Source organism: Acetobacter sp. AAB5, assembly GCF_050106715.1.
In the GTDB taxonomy this organism is placed as follows: Bacteria; Pseudomonadota; Alphaproteobacteria; order Acetobacterales; family Acetobacteraceae; genus Acetobacter; species Acetobacter oryzifermentans.
Map to the genome: position 1 here is coordinate 131,157 of NZ_JBNIEW010000002.1, position 15,779 is coordinate 146,935.

Here is a 15,779-nt window from a genome sequence, read left to right on the forward strand (position 1 = left end):
CCGCAAGCGGACAAGCCCACAACGCTGTGATACACCTTGACGCAAATAGATAGCCCACCCGAACACGGTGGGTATTTCAGGCAAAGGTATAGAAATGAAACCTAAATCACAGCAACCGGCCGATTCATTTGTGAACAGATTTAACGAGAACGTGGCTGTTAAAATGACAATCATGTTCGGCAGTATCTGGTGTGTGTATGTGTTTTTCCTGTTTTCTCTGGTGCCAGCGGTTGTGCCCCAGTGGCAGAACACGCTGCTATATATCAGCAACTGTATCCAGCTTGTGGCGCTGCCCGCGCTTATGGTGGGTAATGCGGTGCTAAGCCGTGGGGCAGACCGGCGCGCAGCAGAAGACCATCAGGCCCTGCTGGAAATTCTGGGCGATGTGCGTGAGGAACTGGCAGATCTGAAAGACAAGACAGCCGGTTTGGCGCGCTCTGCCAACGAGGCATTGCAACGTCCCGAACTTACAGACGTTTCCATTTCGGATCAGACGATCGTGAATATGGATGAGGCCGGGCAGCCGCAGAATAACGCCTGATCTGGCATCCGGTTTTGCGGTTTTCTGGTTTGCACCCGTCATCAGCCTGTTTGGTCAGACTGGAAACCGCTCATGCCGCCTTTTTTCAATCCGCTGGCGCTGTTTGCCATTGTGATCACACTGGCAACAGCTTTTGCCATTATCAACCATCGTTACCTGCACCTGCCCACCACTATTGGCATTACGGCACAGGCTTTGGGGGTGGCCACGGTTTTGCTTTTTCTGGAGCAGGCCGTGCCCATGCCCCGGATGGATGCCGCCCGCGCGATGCTGGATAGCATAAATCTGCCAGCCACTTTGCTGGATGGGGCTTTGTCCTTCCTGCTGTTTGCGGGTGCGCAATCTGTAGATCAGCGCGAGCTATGGCAGAACCGTTTTTCCATTCTGGCGCTGGCGCTTTTAGGCACATTGCTGGCTGTGGCGCTGTTTGCCGGGGGCATGTGGATGGCGTTTCCGCTGGTGGGGCTTGCGGTTTCTTTGCCGTGGTGCGTGGTGCTGGGGGCAATTTTGGCCCCAACAGATCCTGTTTCCGTTGTGGGCATGTTGCGCCGCTTGGGGCTGCCCCCCAGAGTGCAGGCCATTTTTGCGGGCGAAAGCCTGTTTAACGATGGCGTGGGCGTTGTGGTGTTTGCCGTGGCGGTGCAACTGGCAGAGGCTGGCACCATTGGCCCATTGGGGGATCTGGTGTGGCAAATGGTGCAGGAAGTGGGTGGCGGCCTGCTGCTGGGCTTTTTGTGCGGGTGCTTGGCGGTATGGTGCATTCGGCTGGTAACAGATGCACATCTTGAACTGCTTATTTCCATCTCTCTTGCCAGCGGGGTGTACAGCCTTGCCAAAATGCTGGAAGTTTCTGGCCCGGTGGCGGCCGTTACAGCCGGGCTGGCGCTGGGCATGCCCCGCGCATTGGGGGCGCTTAGCCAGCACGGGCACCGCGAAATCCGCAATTTCTGGATGATGGTGGATGAGGTGCTCAACGCCTGTCTGTTTGTGCTGATAGGGTTTTATGTGCTCAGCGTGCCTATCCGTGTTCCGGTGTTGCTGGCGGCCGTTTTGGCCATTCCGCTTTCCATTACCGTGCGGGCGCTTAGCGTGCTGCTGGCCATGCTGCCAGTATATTTGCGGGATTCCCAGCGCTGGCGCGTATTGGCCATTATGACATGGGGCGGCCTGCGTGGCGGTATTTCCATAGCCCTTGCGTTAAGCCTGGAACACGGGCCTATGCGTGATGTGCTGCTTGCAGTGTGTTATGCGGTGGTTGTGTTTACCATTTTAGTGCAGGGGTTAACGATGGAGCGCGTGGTGCGGCAGGTGCGCCTTGGTGCGGCAGAAGGATAAAACCAGATGCCTGCCTTAATACAACGTGCGGTGTGCTGGTGTGTGGCCCCCAAAGCGCGGCCCTGTTGCCGCCAACGGTGGTGGGTGGCCTGTACGCTGGCTTCTGGCTCGCTGCTTTGCAGCATGGCGTGGCCGGTTTGGGCTGGGCAGGCGCAGGCTGTATCTGTGCCCCCCGTAGCCGGGCCAAAAGCCGCCCAGCATGCGGCAGCACCCACGGGTGCACATGCGGCTACACCCCCCAAAGCGCCGGGTGCGCCGGTGCAGGCTTCTGGCCGCCCGCAGGTGGTTATTGTGCGGGCCAACCCGCTGCATGCCAGTGCGGGCGGCGGGCTGATTCACCCACAAACCGAACCTCAGGCCCAAAGCGTGGTGGGGCAGGAATATATTCGCCTGCAATCCCCCACCGCCACGGCGTTTGAGCTTGTTTCCCAACTGCCGGGCGCCAATGTTAGCGGGTCAGACCCGTTTGGGTTTTCACCGCAAACCAATATCAGCGTGCGCGGCATGAATGGAGATGCCATAGGCTACGTGCTGGAAGGCATGCCGCTGAACGATATTGCCTATTACACCGGATACCCCAGCCAGTTTGCAGATAGCGAAAATTACGAAAACATTGCCCTGCAACAGGGATCTCCCGATCTGGATAGCCCGGTGCTAAACGCTGCTGGCGGGTTAATGAAGCTGCGTTTCCGCGCACCCGCACAAAAGGCGGGTGGGCAGCTTAGCGCCTCCTACGGCTCTTACGATACCAACCGCGAGTTCCTGCGGCTGGATACGGGCGAGATCGGGCATAATACCGGCCTACGGGGCTTTGTATCCTATTCTCACGGCGCTACGGATAACTGGCGCGGTGCCGGGCGGGATGAACGCCAGCATGTTGATTTCAAGCTGGAAAAAACATGGGGCCAAGGCAACAGCGCGGGGCTGTTAGGATCTTGGAACCAAGCGGTGGACAGCTATTACCCGCAGGTTAGCAAGGATGATTGGCGCACGTACGGCATAGGCGGCCCCAATAATCTGGACAGGCACTTCCATGCGGATGATGATTACGGGGGTTCGGATTACTGGCGGCTTTCTCGGCAGCCGGAACGCACGTTGTATCTGGCCGCACCTTTGCAATTTACACTGGCGGAGGGACTAAGCCTGCACGTTACGCCTTATGCGCAAGGCGCGTATGGCAATGCCGCAGGCGGCACGCAATTGCCCACATCTGGCCTGTATAACGGCACAGAGGCCGTGCCAGATGTGCTGGATTTGCCCGTAACAGCAGATGGTTACAGCACTGTGCGGGCAGATTACACACAGCGCAGCTTTCGTTCTGGCTTTACATCTGCATTGGAATGGAAGCGCGGCGTAAATGATCTGGTGCTGGGCTACTGGTATGATTACGGTGATGACACGGAGCGCGAAACCTTTGCCGCCGTAAATGGCAGCGGCAATGCGGGCAGCATATGGGGGGGGCGGCCCATTACGCTGGCCGATGGCAACATGCTGCTGGGGGCCAGCAACCACACTATCTCGCAAACCAATGCGCTGTTTGTGGGGGATAGGGTTTCCCTGTTACATGATCGACTGTTGCTGACAGCCGGTTTTAAGGAAGTAATGTTCTCGCGCACAGGCACAAACGCCGTGCCGGGCGCGCCCTACCACGCCAATATGAACACTGCCGTGCCCCTGCCACGCTTTGGTGTGCGTTTTCAGATTACACCGGAACATCAGGTGTTTTTCAATGCCACCACCAACTTCCGCACTCCGGCAGAACCCGCCTTGTATGATGCGTATGACCCCACATCCGGCGCGGTAACACAAAAAGGCACTTCCAGCCTGAAAAATGAATATTCCATAGCAGAAGAGCTGGGCTACCGTTACGCAGGCAGCCGCGTTGTGGGCAGCCTGACATTATTTAACTATAACTTCACAAACCGCCAGATTGCCACTTTGGCAATGATAAATGGCGCCCCGGTGGATTCCACCATCAACGCAGGCGGGCAGACATCTCGCGGGGTGGATGTAGAAATAGGTTTGCGCCCGTGGCACCATATCAGCCCGTATCTTTCGGGCGAATATCTGCACGCCACCATTGATAATGATCTGTATTCGGGCGGAGATCTGCTGCCCACACGCGGCAAACGCGCCGTGCGCAGCCCCACGCTGCAAGCCGCCGCGGGCCTGACATATGATGACGGGCACTTTTTTGGCGTGATGACCGTAAAATACACCGGCCATCAATACGCAACATTCATGAATGATGAGCGCATGCCCAGCCATGTTACGGGTAATCTGGCGTTGGGGTATCGGATGGATGATGTTTCTGTGCTGCATCGGCCAGAGTTCCGCATGAACTTTATTAACATCACCAACCAGCACTATCTTTCCGGCGTGGCAGACCCCACCATGAACGCGCATGACACGCAGGGCCGCTACGGCACCACCATAGCCGGGCAGGCCCCGGATTATTATATTGGCGGCGGGTTTGCGGCCCTGTTTACAGCCTCTACCGGGTTTTAGGCGTGGCAGATCCTTCCCCCCAGAATACGGCTCAGTTTGGCGTTCACGGTGTGCAGGAAAAGCGAGATTGGCCTTGCCTTACGCTGGATGAAGTTTCTGCTGTGCTGGCGCATTTTGCCAATATGCCGCCTGCGCAAAAGGTAACATGGCATAGCATGCGCCCGTTTTCTGCCGCCTGTGTGGTGCAGCTTGCGGGAGAGGTTTCTGCCAGCCATGTAGGTGCCAATATGGGCGGGCAGGTGGTGCGGGCCACAAGCTGCGTGCTCAAACGCCATGCGCGCGCACTGCGCAGTGCCGCCATGCTGGAGCAGGAACACGCTTTTATCCGCCATCTGGCCAGCAAGGGCCTGCCCGTATGCCCCGCATTGGCCTTACGGAACGGGCGCACCGCGCTGGAACTTGGAAACTGGACATACGAGGCTTTTCTACCCGCCAAAGGGCAAGACACCTACCGGGATGTGATGTCCTGGAAACCGTATTTCTCCACCGCGCAGGCGCATGCGGCGGGGGTGGCGCTGGCGCAACTGCACAAGGCCGCGGCGGATGATACAGCCCCGGAACGCAGCGCCAATGTGGCGGGTAAAACCGCCCCGGTGGTGCCGCTGGTTTCCAGCATGTGCGTGGTGGGGCAAGCAGATTTTATGCCTGCACTCCAGCAATGGGTGGCGCGGCAACCGGGGTTGGTGGCGGCATTGGCCCACCGCCCGTGGCAGCAGGATGTGGCGCGGGTTGTTCTGCCGTTTCATGAGCGTTTGCGCCCCTTGCTACCCGGCATAAAACCCGCTTGGGGGCATGGAGACTGGCACCCTTCCAACCTGTTCTGGCATGCAAACACGCCTGTTACCGTGCTGGATTTTGGCATGGCAGACCGCACCTGCGCCGCGTTTGATATAGCTGTGGCCATAGAACGCAGCATGGTGGATTGGCTGGCTTTGCCAAGCTGTGGCGCAACTGCACAGCAGGCCCCGCATATGGTGGAGTGGGATCAGCTTGCTGCGTTTGTAACGGGGTATCAGCACATCCGGCCTTTAAGCGCGGCAGAACGTGCGCAGGTGGTGGCGTTTTTGCCTTTGGTGCATGTAGAATTTGCGCTGTCTGAAACAGCATATTTTGGAACTCTGCTGCAAGATGAGGCCTCGGCGGAGGTTGCCTACACGGAGTATCTGCTTGGCCATGCCCAGTGGTTTGCGCAGGCGCCAGAAGGGCAGGAACTTCTGGCCCGTTTGCCTGCCTTGCTGGCGGGGCAAGAACGGTGACAGGGCTGGAATGGCTGGCGGCAGTTACCAGCGCCTTGGGCGTGTGGCTTACGGGGCGTAGAACGGTGTGGTGCTGGCCGGTTATGCTTCTGGCCTCGGTATTATATGGCGTGGTGTTTGCGCAGGATCACCTTTATGCAGATGCCGCTTTGCAGGGCGTGTTTGGGGTTTTGGCGTTATATGGCCTGTGGTGCTGGCAACGTGGAGTGCAGGCAAGCGGGCAGGTGCATATTGCACGCCCAACCCGGCAAACCTTATGGCGAGATACCGGCATAACAGCCGTGGCAGGTTTGGCCTTGGGGCTGGCCTTGCGCGGCATAACGGATGACCCCATGCCCCTTTCCGATGCCGGGCTAAGTGCCTACAGCGTGCTGGGCCAGATATGGACAGCCAAACGCTACCGCGCCTGCTGGGTGTTGTGGATTGTGGTGGATGTTCTGTATGCACTGCTGTTTGTGCAACGCAGGCTGTTTGTAACCGCTGTGCTGTACACGGCCTTTGTGGGCCTTGCCGCACAAGGCTGGTGGCGGTGGCGGCATGTGGCGGCACGCAGCCCATAAACCCATTGTAAAAAGAAAAAAGCCGCGCCCCAATATATCAGGGCAGCGGCTTTTTTTTTGTGTGTAGGAAAGAGCCAGATTGTAAAATACGTTCTGGCTTTTCCCTATAGGGTATCAGGCTATTTTTAGTAACCGCCCGGAACGGCGTATCCGGGTGCGGCATAGCCCGGCGCGGCATAACCGGGGGCTGCGTAGCCCGGTGCGGCATAGGTGGGGGTTGCAGGGGTGGCAACGGCCCCAATGGTGGCGCTTACAACACCAGCAATAATGCCCGTGGTAAGAGATGTTAGCAAAAACTGGTTGCCATAGCGCATCCAGTAATAGCCAGATGGCGGGGCGTACAGGCCGCGCTGGCTCTGCCAGTTGTTAACAACCCAGCGGCTGTTGCGGGGGCCATCGTAGCGGTCTCCCTTACGCCATGTGCGGTTCATGTCAAAGTTGTCAGCACCGCGCGCGGGGCCGCCACGGCCGGGGCGGTTGTTGTGCATGGCTGGGCGGGGGGCGCCATGTGGGCCACCGTGCATGGCGCCGGGGCCACCATTGGGGCCACCACGGCCGCCAGGGCCATTAAACTGGGGTTCGGCATGAAGGGGGGTGGATGCACACATCACACCCATCATGGCAGCGGCTGCAAAATAACGGAATTTCATGTCAAACCTCTATTTTATAATAAGTCTATTTTTCACATACGCTTGTGGCAGAATTACGTTCCAGCTTTCTTACACTATATAAAGCGTAGGGCAGGCGGCTTGCGCTGGATGCAACGCAGGGCATAAATCAAATTAACATAATGTATGTCTGCGAGCCTTTATTTTGTCTCAATTCTTTCCTAGCTTCGTTTTCGACACGCACTGCCAAGTGCGGTGCCAAACGCATTGAATGAAAGTATTGTTCACGATGAAAAAAGCTCTTCTTCTGCTTGCTGCTCTGGGTGTTGCTATGCCGGTTGCTTCTCACGCAGAAAGCCACCACCACAAGCACAAGCACGAACACAACGAAAAAGGTGATAACCAGAACGGCCGTGGTGATGAAAACCGTGGCGAACGCGGTGATCGTGACGAACATGGTGACCGTGGTGACCGCGGCCAGCAGGGTGGTGAACATGGTGATCGTGGTGACCGCGGCCAGCAGGGCAACTTCGGTGGCGAACATGGTGGCCCAGGTGGCGAACATGGCGGCCCGAACGGCGGCGAAAACAACAACTAATACGTTGTTGCAGGCCCGTTGGGTCTGATACGGAAAAAGGCGCTCCAAACGGGGCGCCTTTTTTTATGGCCGTAGCCGGGTAGGGGCGCCCACAATGGGGCGGCAGCCTTGGGTATTTAGCCAAACACCACAGTACGGTGGCCGTTGATCATAACCCGATGCTCAACATGCATTTTTACGGCCCGCGCCAGCACTTGCGATTCCACACCGCGCCCCGTGGCAATGTAATCTTCCACAGAGAGGTTGTGCGTTACCCGTGCGGTTTCCTGCTCGATAATCGGGCCTTCATCTAAATCCGCTGTCACGTAATGGGCGGTTGCGCCAATGAGCTTAACCCCACGCGCATATGCCTGATGATACGGCTTGGCCCCTTTGAAGGAGGGCAGGAAGGAATGGTGGATGTTAATTACCCGGCCACTTAATTCTGCACTGAGCGAATCCGAAAGCACCTGCATGTAGCGGGCCAGCACCACCAGATCTGCCTTTGTTTCCTTTATAAGGGCGCGCAGCTTATCTTCCTGCTCGGCCTTGTTCTGCTTGGTAACGGGCCAGCAGTAATAGGGAATTCTGGCCTGTTCCGCCGTGGCGGCGCTATCTGTGTGGTTGGAAACAATGGCCACAATATCCGCCTTTAGCCAGCCCACCCGCACCTGATACAGCAGGTTAAGCAGTGCATGGTCAAAGCGAGACACCATAATAATAATGCGCGGCAGCACGGCGGCATCATGCAGGCGCATCTTCATGCCAAAGCGTTGGGCCACGGGGGCCAGAATAGTATTTATTTCTGCCAAATTCCCCGGTGCGGGCGCATTAAAGGCCAGCCGCATGAACAATGTGCCAGATTCCCGGTTGCTGAACTGGTGGGTTTCGGTTATGTCCGCACCTCGCTCCGCCAGAACGGATGTTACAGCCGCAACAATGCCGGGCTGATCCGGGCAGGAAAAAGTAAGAATAAACTGCATGCGGTGGCGTATGCTCCTTTGTTCTTCTACTGGGCCTGATAAAGGGCGCAGGGGCGCAATGGCCTCATCTTGTGCCAGCGCACAGGGGGCTGCGCAATAGCTTGTGTTGCCACCTGTTTATAACCGGTGGGGCGTTGGGCAAAGTGTGTGGATGGCCTGTGGATGAATCGTGGCAAGCCCGACTCGTGATGTTTTTTTATGGTCAAGCCAATTCTGCGCTTGTCATATAACGAATCTCTAAAAATCCCAGAAAACAGCCGATTCCGAACGTTTGTTCTCTGGCTTTGTAACAAATCTTATCCACAGAAAAGGGGGAGAGAACACGGGAAAAGCCTGTGGATAGATTTGTGGAAGGCAGCTTGCCTATAGTATTTTCCCGCGTTTCCCGCTTTGTTCTCTCAGGCCCAGGGGGGCGTTTTTTCAGGCGCGGTGGGCCAGATGGGCGGCCATATAGGCGGCCAGCACCACGGCCTCGTTATGTGCCTCATCCCGCGCGCCAAACAGCAGGGTTATGCGGCCTTTGCGGGCCAGATCGGCCAGTTGCTGCACAGCTTGCGGGTTGGCGTTTAGCTCTGCCGTGTAGCGTTGGCGGAAACCCTCCCACTTGGCGGGGTCATGCGCAAACCATTCACGCAGGGCGGTGGTGGGGGCAATGTCTTTCAGCCACACGGTTAGATGCGCGCGCTCCTTGCTAACGCCGCGCGGCCACAGCCTATCTACCAGCACGCGGGCACCATCATCGGGCTGGGCGTCTTCATACACACGGCGGATGCAGATATCGGGCTGATGGGGCATTGTGGCCTCTGCTTATGCTGAACGCTTGTGGTTTTGGGGCTTCAGTTAAGATGTGTTTTTAAGGCATCTTAAAGAGATGAATGGGCATACCTGCCTTTCATGGTGTAAAAGGCCCCATGCGTCTGACATTGCACACAGATTATGCCCTGCGCACGTTGCTTTATCTGGCCGTGCATACCAACCGCCGTGTTTCCATAAAGGAAATTGCGCGGGTTTATGGCATTTCAGAAAACCACTTGGTTAAAATCATTCATCATCTGGGCCGGGCCGGGTTTGTAGATACGCTGCGCGGCCGGGGTGGTGGGCTTATGCTGGGGCGTGCGCCAGAGGATATTCGCATTGGCGATGTGGTGCGCCATACGGAAGATGATATGGCGCTGGTAAGCTGCATGTCTCCTTCCCCCGGTGTGCCGGGCAGTGCGGAATGTCTGCTGGCCCGTGCCTGCCATTTACGTGGCGCGTTGGGTGAGGCGCTGGATGCGTTTATGGCGGTGCTGGATAGCCGCACGCTGGCCGATATGTTGCACACGCCCGAACGCCAGATTTTGCAGGAAGCCAAAACCAACCAGCAGGCCCCCGTAACCCCCTAAAACCAGCCATCTCCAAGATGGGGTTTTGAAACTTGGCCCGCCTTGCCCTACAGTTGCAGGCACAGCGGGAAAAGCATGGCGCATGCCCATTGCTGCGGCTTTCCTGCTTTGGGGCTCGCCCCGTTTCATGCACAAAAAAGGGCTACGGGTATGACACGCAAGCAACCACAAACTGTTTTGGTAACGGGTGCCACCGCCGGATTTGGGCATGCCATTGCCCTGCTTTTGGCCCAGCAGGGCTACCGCGTTATTGCCACAGGCCGCAGGCAGGAACGGCTGGAGGAACTGGCCGCCCAAGCCAAGGGCGAGATCCTACCTTTTAAACTGGATATGACAGACGCCCCAGCCCTTGCCGCCTTACCGCAAAGCCTGCCCGCAGGCTGGCAGGAGGTGGACGTGCTGGTGAACAACGCCGGGCTGGCGCTGGGTTTGGAAAAAGCGTGGGAAACCAAGCTGGAAGACTGGCAGCGCATGATTGCCACCAACGTAACCGGCATGGTGGAAATAACGCGCGCATTGCTGCCCGGCATGGTGGCGCGTAACTGGGGGCATGTTGTGGCCCTTGGCAGCACGGCGGGCACGTATCCGTACCCCGGTTCCAACGTATATGGGGCCTCCAAGGCGTTTGTTGAGCAGTTCATGCGCAATTTGCGGAGTGATCTGCTGGGCAAGCAGGTGCGGGCCACCACCATTGCCCCCGGCCTGTGCGGCGGCAGTGAGTTCAGCCAAGTGCGGTTGGGAGACGCCACCAAGGCCGAGGATGTTTACAAAGGCACGCACCCGCTTTTGCCCGAAGATATTGCCCAAACGGTAGCATGGGTTTTAAGCCTGCCTGCACATGTGAACATCAACCATGTGGAAATGATGCCCACCTGCCAGGCCTCTGCCGGTTTGGCGGTAGATCGCACAATGGCGGAGTAAGGTTTACGAATGTCTTTTTATTCCTGCCTGATTGTTATGGTCGGGGGCGCGCTGGGCACACTGGCGCGCTATTTTGTTTCTGTTCTTACAGCGCCTATCAGCCGGTATATTCCGTGGGGCACCATTATTGGCGTTAACATGGTGGGGTCCTTTGTTATCGGCTTTTTTGGCACGCTTACGCTGGCATCTGGCCGGTATCCGGTATCGGAAACCACGCGGCTGTTTGTTATGCTGGGCATATGCGGCGGGTACACCACGTTTTCTTCCTTCAGCCTGCAAACGCTGGATCTTATTCGGGTTGGGGGCTGGGGCCGTGCGTTGGTGAATGTGGTGCTTTCTGTAGCACTTTCCGTTGGGGCGGTGGCTATGGGGCACATGCTGGCATCTCGCATGAATTCCCACGCCATTTTGGTGGCGCAAACCAACACGGAAGAAGAAGTGTAACGCTGTTTTTTTCTTCTATTTTCAAGGGGCAAAATGCGATAGGGGTGAGTTCGTAATTTTTATGTTGCCGGTTGTCCGGGTATTTAAGAAAAGGCATGCACGCTGATGGCTGACTCAACCCTTACCGTTTCCAGCGGGCAGACCCTAACCGGGCACATCATCAACACGAATGAAGTTGTAAATGTGGCCAAGGGTGGCGCTGTTGTAAATACAGTGCTGGACCCTACAAATGCCTATAATCAGGATGATAGCCTTGATCCTGCTGAACTGGACGTGCATGGCTCTGCGCTGAACACGCAGATGAACGATGGCTATGTAGAGGTTTACAGTGGCGGCGTTCTTTCTGGCGTAACAGTAGGCAACAACGCGCAACTTACCGTGGATGTAGGCGGTAGCGCCACAAATGTGCAGGTTGCAAGTGCCGGGGCTGTTACCGTTGGGGATGATCAGGGCGGCACGTTTAACACCTCTGCCTACCTTAGTGGTGCCACCGTTTCTTCTGGCGGGAACATATATGCCGAGGCAGGCGGTATTGTAACCAGCGCAAATGTTTTGGCGGGCGGGTATATAGAAGCAGCAGAAACGGGCGGGGTTTTTTCCGGCAGCACCATACAGTCCGGCGCAATGGAATATGTGGATTCAGGGGCTTCTGTCTCGCATGAAACAATCCAGAGCGGTGGTTTTTTCATGGCGGAAAGTGGCGCCAATGTAAGCGATGTAACAGGTGTGCTGCCGGGTTATGCCGTTACCACAGATGATGATGTGGTGCTGCAAACGCACGTTACAGCAGATGGCAAGCCTTTTTCTGGTGTAGATATTTCTACCCTGCCAGCAGAGCAGGATGCCACGCTGATGATGTATGTAACATCTGGCGCAGAAGTTGATGCCTTAAAGCTTGCCGCCCCTAATCATGAGGGCAACAAAACAGATGTTATTTTAAACGGCACTCTTAGCGGCGTAACCGTTGCCACAGCAGATGCCAGCGCTTACACCGGCCCGGTTAGCACCATATTTGCTTATGATAATGCAGTGCTGGAAGGCACTATCAGTGGTGGCAAACCTGCTACTGTTTCGGGCACTATCCCTGCTTTGAATATCTCTATGGAATCCGGCACCACGTTGCAAAACGCAACTGTGGGCGGAGGGGTCTGGATATATGGGAATGAACAGGTTGCTTCCAGCCTATGGGTTAAAAGCGGAGCCGCCTTTACAGGGAATGTTACAGTAACATCCGGCGCTTTGGTAACCGTAGAAGGTGGCAGTGCAAGCGGCCAGACGTTTGAAGCCGGTTCGCAAGAACAGCTTTTGGCTGCGGGCGGGAGTCTGAGCGGGCAAACCTTTCAAGACGGCAGCCAACTAAGCGCCCAGAACTCTGATATCTATCATTATTCAGGCACCACCTCATCCATACAGGCTGCGCCAGCCACAATTGCCAGCAACACATTTGCCAGCAAAACCAGCGCAATCATCTATGGTGAGGATACGCAGTTTTCAAACAACGCCGTAAATGGTGGCACGGTTCTTGTGTTTGGGTCTAACCAAACACTTACCAGCAATACATATACATCTGGCGCTTCTATTGTTCTGGAAGGTACCGTTGCCCAAACGGCAGATATCCTGGGCAGTGGTGTTTCGGAAGTGGTGCAGAACGCCAAAGATACCCTGCAAAATATGACACTGCAAAACGGGGCTACGCTGCAACTTGATTTAGGTAGCGCCAACCATGTTACAATGGAAACCGCCGTTTCTGTTTACGTTGGGGCGGATGCCTCGCTTAGCAACACCACCATTGTTTCTGGCGCTACGCTTCAGTTCAACCAAAACTCCAACCTGCAAAATGATATCTTGCAGGACGGGGCTATCCTGATTCCGCAATTTTATGGTGACATGGGCGTAAGCGGCAATACGTTTACGTTCACCAATTCGGAAACGGGGCAGGTGGAAACACTGCAAATAGAGGGTGGTTCTGGCAACTATAAGCTGGGCGTTCTGGATGATCAGGGTATTTACGAGATTGAAGATGGCACGCCCTGTTATTGCCGCGGCACGCTGATAGAAACAGATCGGGGTGAAGTGCCGGTAGAACACCTGCAAATTGGTGATCAGGTGCGCACGCTGGAACATGGTTTTCGGCCTATCCGCTGGATCGGCCGCCGTGCGTATTCTGGCCAGTTTGCAGCAGGCAACCCGGATGTGCTGCCAGTTATTTTCCGCCGAGGTTCCTTGGCAGAGGGGCTGCCCCGGCAGGATCTCTCTGTTTCTCCACTTCACGCCATGTATCTGGATAACGTGCTGGTGCCTGCTGTGGCGCTGGTGAATGGCACATCCATCATGCAGGCAGAGGCGATGGATGAGGTGGCGTATTTCCATATCGAACTGGAAAGCCACGATATTATCTTTGCCAATGGCACGTGGTCTGAAACCTTTGTGGATGATGAATCACGCGGCATGTTCCACAACGCGGTGGAATACGCGACACTTTATCCTTCAGCCCCCAAAAAACCTGCGCAATATTGCGCCCCAAGGGTGGAAGAAGGCCCCCGGCTGGAGGCCATTCGTAAACGGTTGAACGCCCGTGCTGGCGTGCGGCCGCGCGCGCAGGGGCCGCTGGAAGGCTATATTGATACGATAACCCGCACCCGTCTGACAGGATGGGCCCGGAACCCGGAAAACGGCGCCCCTGTGCGCTTGCGTATTCTGGATTGCGGCGTAGTGCTGGGCGAGGTTGTGGCCAACCAGCCCCGCGCCGATATGCAAGATGCCGTTGGCTTTGTGTTTGAAGTGCCCGGCGGCCTGAGCGTGCACGAAAGGCATGTGCTGGAAGTGCAGCGCGTGGCTGACCATACAGCCCTTGGCAACAGCCCGTGGATGCTGGATTTGGCCCCAGCCAAACCCGTGCAGGCTGTTCTGGCCCGCACCCCCACAACACCGCTGCTTGGATATGTGGACTGCGCAACCCGTGAACATGTGGCTGGCTGGGCGCACAGCCCCACCATGCCGGATGAACCCGTGGCTTTGCAGATTCTGGATAACGGGCAGCTTGTGGCTTCCATTGTGGCCAACGGTTTGCGGCCAGATGTGCGCCGCGCTGGCGGCTGTGCAACAGAGCGCTGCGGGTTTGATGTGCTGCTTCCCACAGGTCTTTCTCCCTTTACGCGGCATGTATTGGAAATCCGGCGTGAAAGTGATGGCGCATTGCTGGGTGCCCCGCATGTGCTGGAAGCGGTAGATGCGTTTGATCCCACAATGCAGCAGGCTATTGCGCAGGCGGTTGCAGCCGCAACGGGCGAGGCTGAACAGGCGCAGGTGCTCTCCTTTTTACTGGGGCAGGTAGAAAAACTTACGCAGGCCCATGCACGCGCACAAAGCGGGCAGGATATGCGCAATCTGGCCGCGGCTCGTGCACGCCGGGGGCAGGATGTGGCGCCGCTGGCTGTGCGCAAACGGGCATTGGTGGTGGATACACTGCGCCCCGATACCGGGCGGGATGCTGGGTCTCATGCCGTGCTGTCTCATATGCGCGCACTTGTGGCGTTGGGGTATGATGTCAGCCTTGTTGCGGCAGATCAGATGGATGGCGCAGCCACGCTGGAAGTTCTGCCAGAAGTTACGGTGTGCACGTTGCCATTCTATTCATCGGTAGAAGATGTGCTGCGCCGTCAGGCAGGTAGTTTTGATGTGGTGTATCTGCACCGCATGGATACGGCCACGCGCTATGCGGCGCTAACACGGCGGCACCAGCCTAAGGCACGGGTTGTGTATGCGCTGGCTGATCTGCACTGGCTGCGTTTGGGCAGGCAGGCGCAGGCGCAGGGTCGGCCAGAACTTATGGCCCGTGCCCGTGCCGTAAAACAGGCAGAATACAGCGCTATGCTGTTGGCCGATGTGGTAATGACCCATTCCACTGTTGAGGCTGATCTGCTGCGGCGTGAACTGCCGCAGGTGCGGGTGCAGGTTACACCGTGGGATGTGCCAGTGCGCATGCGTGTTCCGGGGTTTGCCCGGCGTGATGGTGTGGTGTTTGTGGGCAATTATGCACACGCCCCCAATGCAGATGCCGCGCGCTGGCTGGTGCAGGATATTATGCCACGCGTATGGGCCACCAATCCGGAAATTCGCTGCCTTCTGGCCGGTGCCAGTATGCCCGCTCAACTGCGTGCCCTTGCGCGTGATGGTGTAGAAATTCTGGGCCATGTGCAGGATTTGCAGGCCCTGTTTGATAGCGTGCGCCTAAGCGTTGCGCCGCTGCGTTTTGGCGCAGGTGTAAAAGGCAAGGTGCTGGATAGTTTGGCCGCTGGGGTGCCCTGTGTGCTTTCCCCCGCAGCGGCAGAAGGGCTGGAACTGCCGCAGGATCTGGCTGCTTTTGTGGGGCAGGATGCAGATGCATTGGCGGCTGCCATTGTGCGGTTGCACCAGCAGGCCAGTGCCCACAGCAAGGCCAGCCGAGCCGGGCGGGCCTTCATGCGCGCAGGCTTTACTGCTCAGCAGGTGCAGCAGGCTTTGGCAGCCGCCATTGGTGTATGTGCACCCCAGCAGATGGCACGGCAGGCCGGATAACAGTTTGTTTTGCAAACCATCTCATCAAGGCAATATCTGAGCATATAGCCTTGAACACAGTATAAAATTTGGCACAAAAAAAGCTGCGGCCCGCAAAACGGAAC

At 56.9% G+C, this 15,779-nt stretch carries 13 protein-coding genes; 9 read left to right on the forward strand and 4 right to left on the reverse strand.

All coding sequences use genetic code 11. From position 1 onward, the window contains the following. Positions 1-94: 94 nt before the first annotated feature. The 5 genes from ACP7IZ_RS02830 to pnuC all read left to right on the forward strand — a co-directional run bounded on the left by ACP7IZ_RS02830 (position 95) and on the right by pnuC (position 6,200). Positions 95-541 (forward strand): hypothetical protein, encoded by a 447-nt coding sequence (locus tag ACP7IZ_RS02830; protein WP_426847757.1) that lies wholly within the window; start codon positions 95-97, stop codon positions 539-541. Between the two features lie 72 nt (positions 542-613). Next, positions 614-1,876 carry a cation:proton antiporter gene (locus ACP7IZ_RS02835; RefSeq protein ID WP_426847758.1) on the forward strand — a complete coding sequence of 421 codons (1,263 nt, stop codon included), beginning with the start codon at positions 614-616 and terminating at the stop codon, positions 1,874-1,876. Positions 1,877-1,882: 6 nt separating this feature from the next. Continuing rightward, positions 1,883-4,384 carry a TonB-dependent receptor gene (locus ACP7IZ_RS02840; RefSeq protein ID WP_426847760.1) on the forward strand — a complete coding sequence of 834 codons (2,502 nt, stop codon included), beginning with the start codon at positions 1,883-1,885 and terminating at the stop codon, positions 4,382-4,384. Between the two features lie 2 nt (positions 4,385-4,386). Then, complete coding sequence (locus ACP7IZ_RS02845) at positions 4,387-5,640, forward strand: phosphotransferase enzyme family protein (protein WP_426847762.1); 1,254 nt, start codon at positions 4,387-4,389, stop codon at positions 5,638-5,640. Further along, the gene (gene pnuC, locus ACP7IZ_RS02850; RefSeq protein WP_426847764.1) at positions 5,637-6,200 is read left to right on the forward strand and encodes a nicotinamide riboside transporter PnuC; all 564 of its coding nucleotides are present in this window, start codon (positions 5,637-5,639) and stop codon (positions 6,198-6,200) included. Before ACP7IZ_RS02845 ends, pnuC begins: the two co-directional genes overlap by 4 nt. A 125-nt stretch (positions 6,201-6,325) precedes the next feature. On the opposite strand, the gene ACP7IZ_RS02855 is transcribed toward pnuC, so the two are convergent. The 4 genes from ACP7IZ_RS02855 to ACP7IZ_RS02870 all read right to left on the reverse strand — a co-directional run bounded on the left by ACP7IZ_RS02855 (position 6,326) and on the right by ACP7IZ_RS02870 (position 9,163). Further along, a complete protein-coding gene (locus ACP7IZ_RS02855; RefSeq protein WP_426847765.1) occupies positions 6,326-6,850 on the reverse strand; it encodes an RcnB family protein in 525 nt (174 codons plus the stop codon). Between the two features lie 127 nt (positions 6,851-6,977). Further along, entirely contained in the window at positions 6,978-7,454 is a 477-nt protein-coding gene (locus ACP7IZ_RS02860; RefSeq protein WP_426847766.1) for a hypothetical protein, read from the reverse strand. A 68-nt stretch (positions 7,455-7,522) separates the two neighbouring features. After that, positions 7,523-8,368, reverse strand: a complete 846-nt coding sequence (purU, locus tag ACP7IZ_RS02865; protein WP_426847767.1) for a formyltetrahydrofolate deformylase — start codon at positions 8,366-8,368, stop codon at positions 7,523-7,525. A gap of 420 nt (positions 8,369-8,788) precedes the next feature. Further along, a complete protein-coding gene (locus tag ACP7IZ_RS02870; RefSeq protein WP_426847768.1) occupies positions 8,789-9,163 on the reverse strand; it encodes a DUF488 domain-containing protein in 375 nt (124 codons plus the stop codon). Positions 9,164-9,243: 80 nt separating this feature from the next. Between ACP7IZ_RS02870 and ACP7IZ_RS02875 the strand changes: the two genes are divergently transcribed. The 4 genes from ACP7IZ_RS02875 to ACP7IZ_RS02890 all read left to right on the forward strand — a co-directional run bounded on the left by ACP7IZ_RS02875 (position 9,244) and on the right by ACP7IZ_RS02890 (position 15,675). Continuing rightward, a complete protein-coding gene (locus tag ACP7IZ_RS02875) occupies positions 9,244-9,753 on the forward strand; it encodes an RrF2 family transcriptional regulator (protein WP_426847769.1) in 510 nt (169 codons plus the stop codon). 150 nt (positions 9,754-9,903) lie between these two features. Then, complete coding sequence (locus ACP7IZ_RS02880) at positions 9,904-10,674, forward strand: SDR family NAD(P)-dependent oxidoreductase (RefSeq protein WP_035354319.1); 771 nt, start codon at positions 9,904-9,906, stop codon at positions 10,672-10,674. Between the two features lie 9 nt (positions 10,675-10,683). Then, positions 10,684-11,118 carry a fluoride efflux transporter CrcB gene (crcB, locus tag ACP7IZ_RS02885; RefSeq protein ID WP_006117102.1) on the forward strand — a complete coding sequence of 145 codons (435 nt, stop codon included), beginning with the start codon at positions 10,684-10,686 and terminating at the stop codon, positions 11,116-11,118. Positions 11,119-11,223: 105 nt separating this feature from the next. Next, the gene (locus ACP7IZ_RS02890; protein WP_426847770.1) at positions 11,224-15,675 is read left to right on the forward strand and encodes a Hint domain-containing protein; all 4,452 of its coding nucleotides are present in this window, start codon (positions 11,224-11,226) and stop codon (positions 15,673-15,675) included. Positions 15,676-15,779 lie beyond the last annotated feature (104 nt).

What these genes read in the sequence shown, in the direction of transcription:
- ACP7IZ_RS02830 (WP_426847757.1), top strand. Translation starts at nt 95, where the DNA reads ATGAAACCTAAATCACAGCAACCGGCCGATTCATTTGTGAACAGATTT.
- ACP7IZ_RS02835 (WP_426847758.1), top strand. Translation starts at nt 614, where the DNA reads ATGCCGCCTTTTTTCAATCCGCTGGCGCTGTTTGCCATTGTGATCACA.
- ACP7IZ_RS02840 (WP_426847760.1), top strand. Translation starts at nt 1,883, where the DNA reads ATGCCTGCCTTAATACAACGTGCGGTGTGCTGGTGTGTGGCCCCCAAA.
- ACP7IZ_RS02855 (WP_426847765.1), bottom strand. Translation starts at nt 6,850, where the DNA reads ATGAAATTCCGTTATTTTGCAGCCGCTGCCATGATGGGTGTGATGTGT.
- purU (WP_426847767.1), bottom strand. Translation starts at nt 8,368, where the DNA reads ATGCAGTTTATTCTTACTTTTTCCTGCCCGGATCAGCCCGGCATTGTT.
- ACP7IZ_RS02870 (WP_426847768.1), bottom strand. Translation starts at nt 9,163, where the DNA reads ATGCCCCATCAGCCCGATATCTGCATCCGCCGTGTGTATGAAGACGCC.
- ACP7IZ_RS02875 (WP_426847769.1), top strand. Translation starts at nt 9,244, where the DNA reads ATGGGCATACCTGCCTTTCATGGTGTAAAAGGCCCCATGCGTCTGACA.
- ACP7IZ_RS02880 (WP_035354319.1), top strand. Translation starts at nt 9,904, where the DNA reads ATGACACGCAAGCAACCACAAACTGTTTTGGTAACGGGTGCCACCGCC.
- crcB (WP_006117102.1), top strand. Translation starts at nt 10,684, where the DNA reads ATGTCTTTTTATTCCTGCCTGATTGTTATGGTCGGGGGCGCGCTGGGC.
- ACP7IZ_RS02890 (WP_426847770.1), top strand. Translation starts at nt 11,224, where the DNA reads ATGGCTGACTCAACCCTTACCGTTTCCAGCGGGCAGACCCTAACCGGG.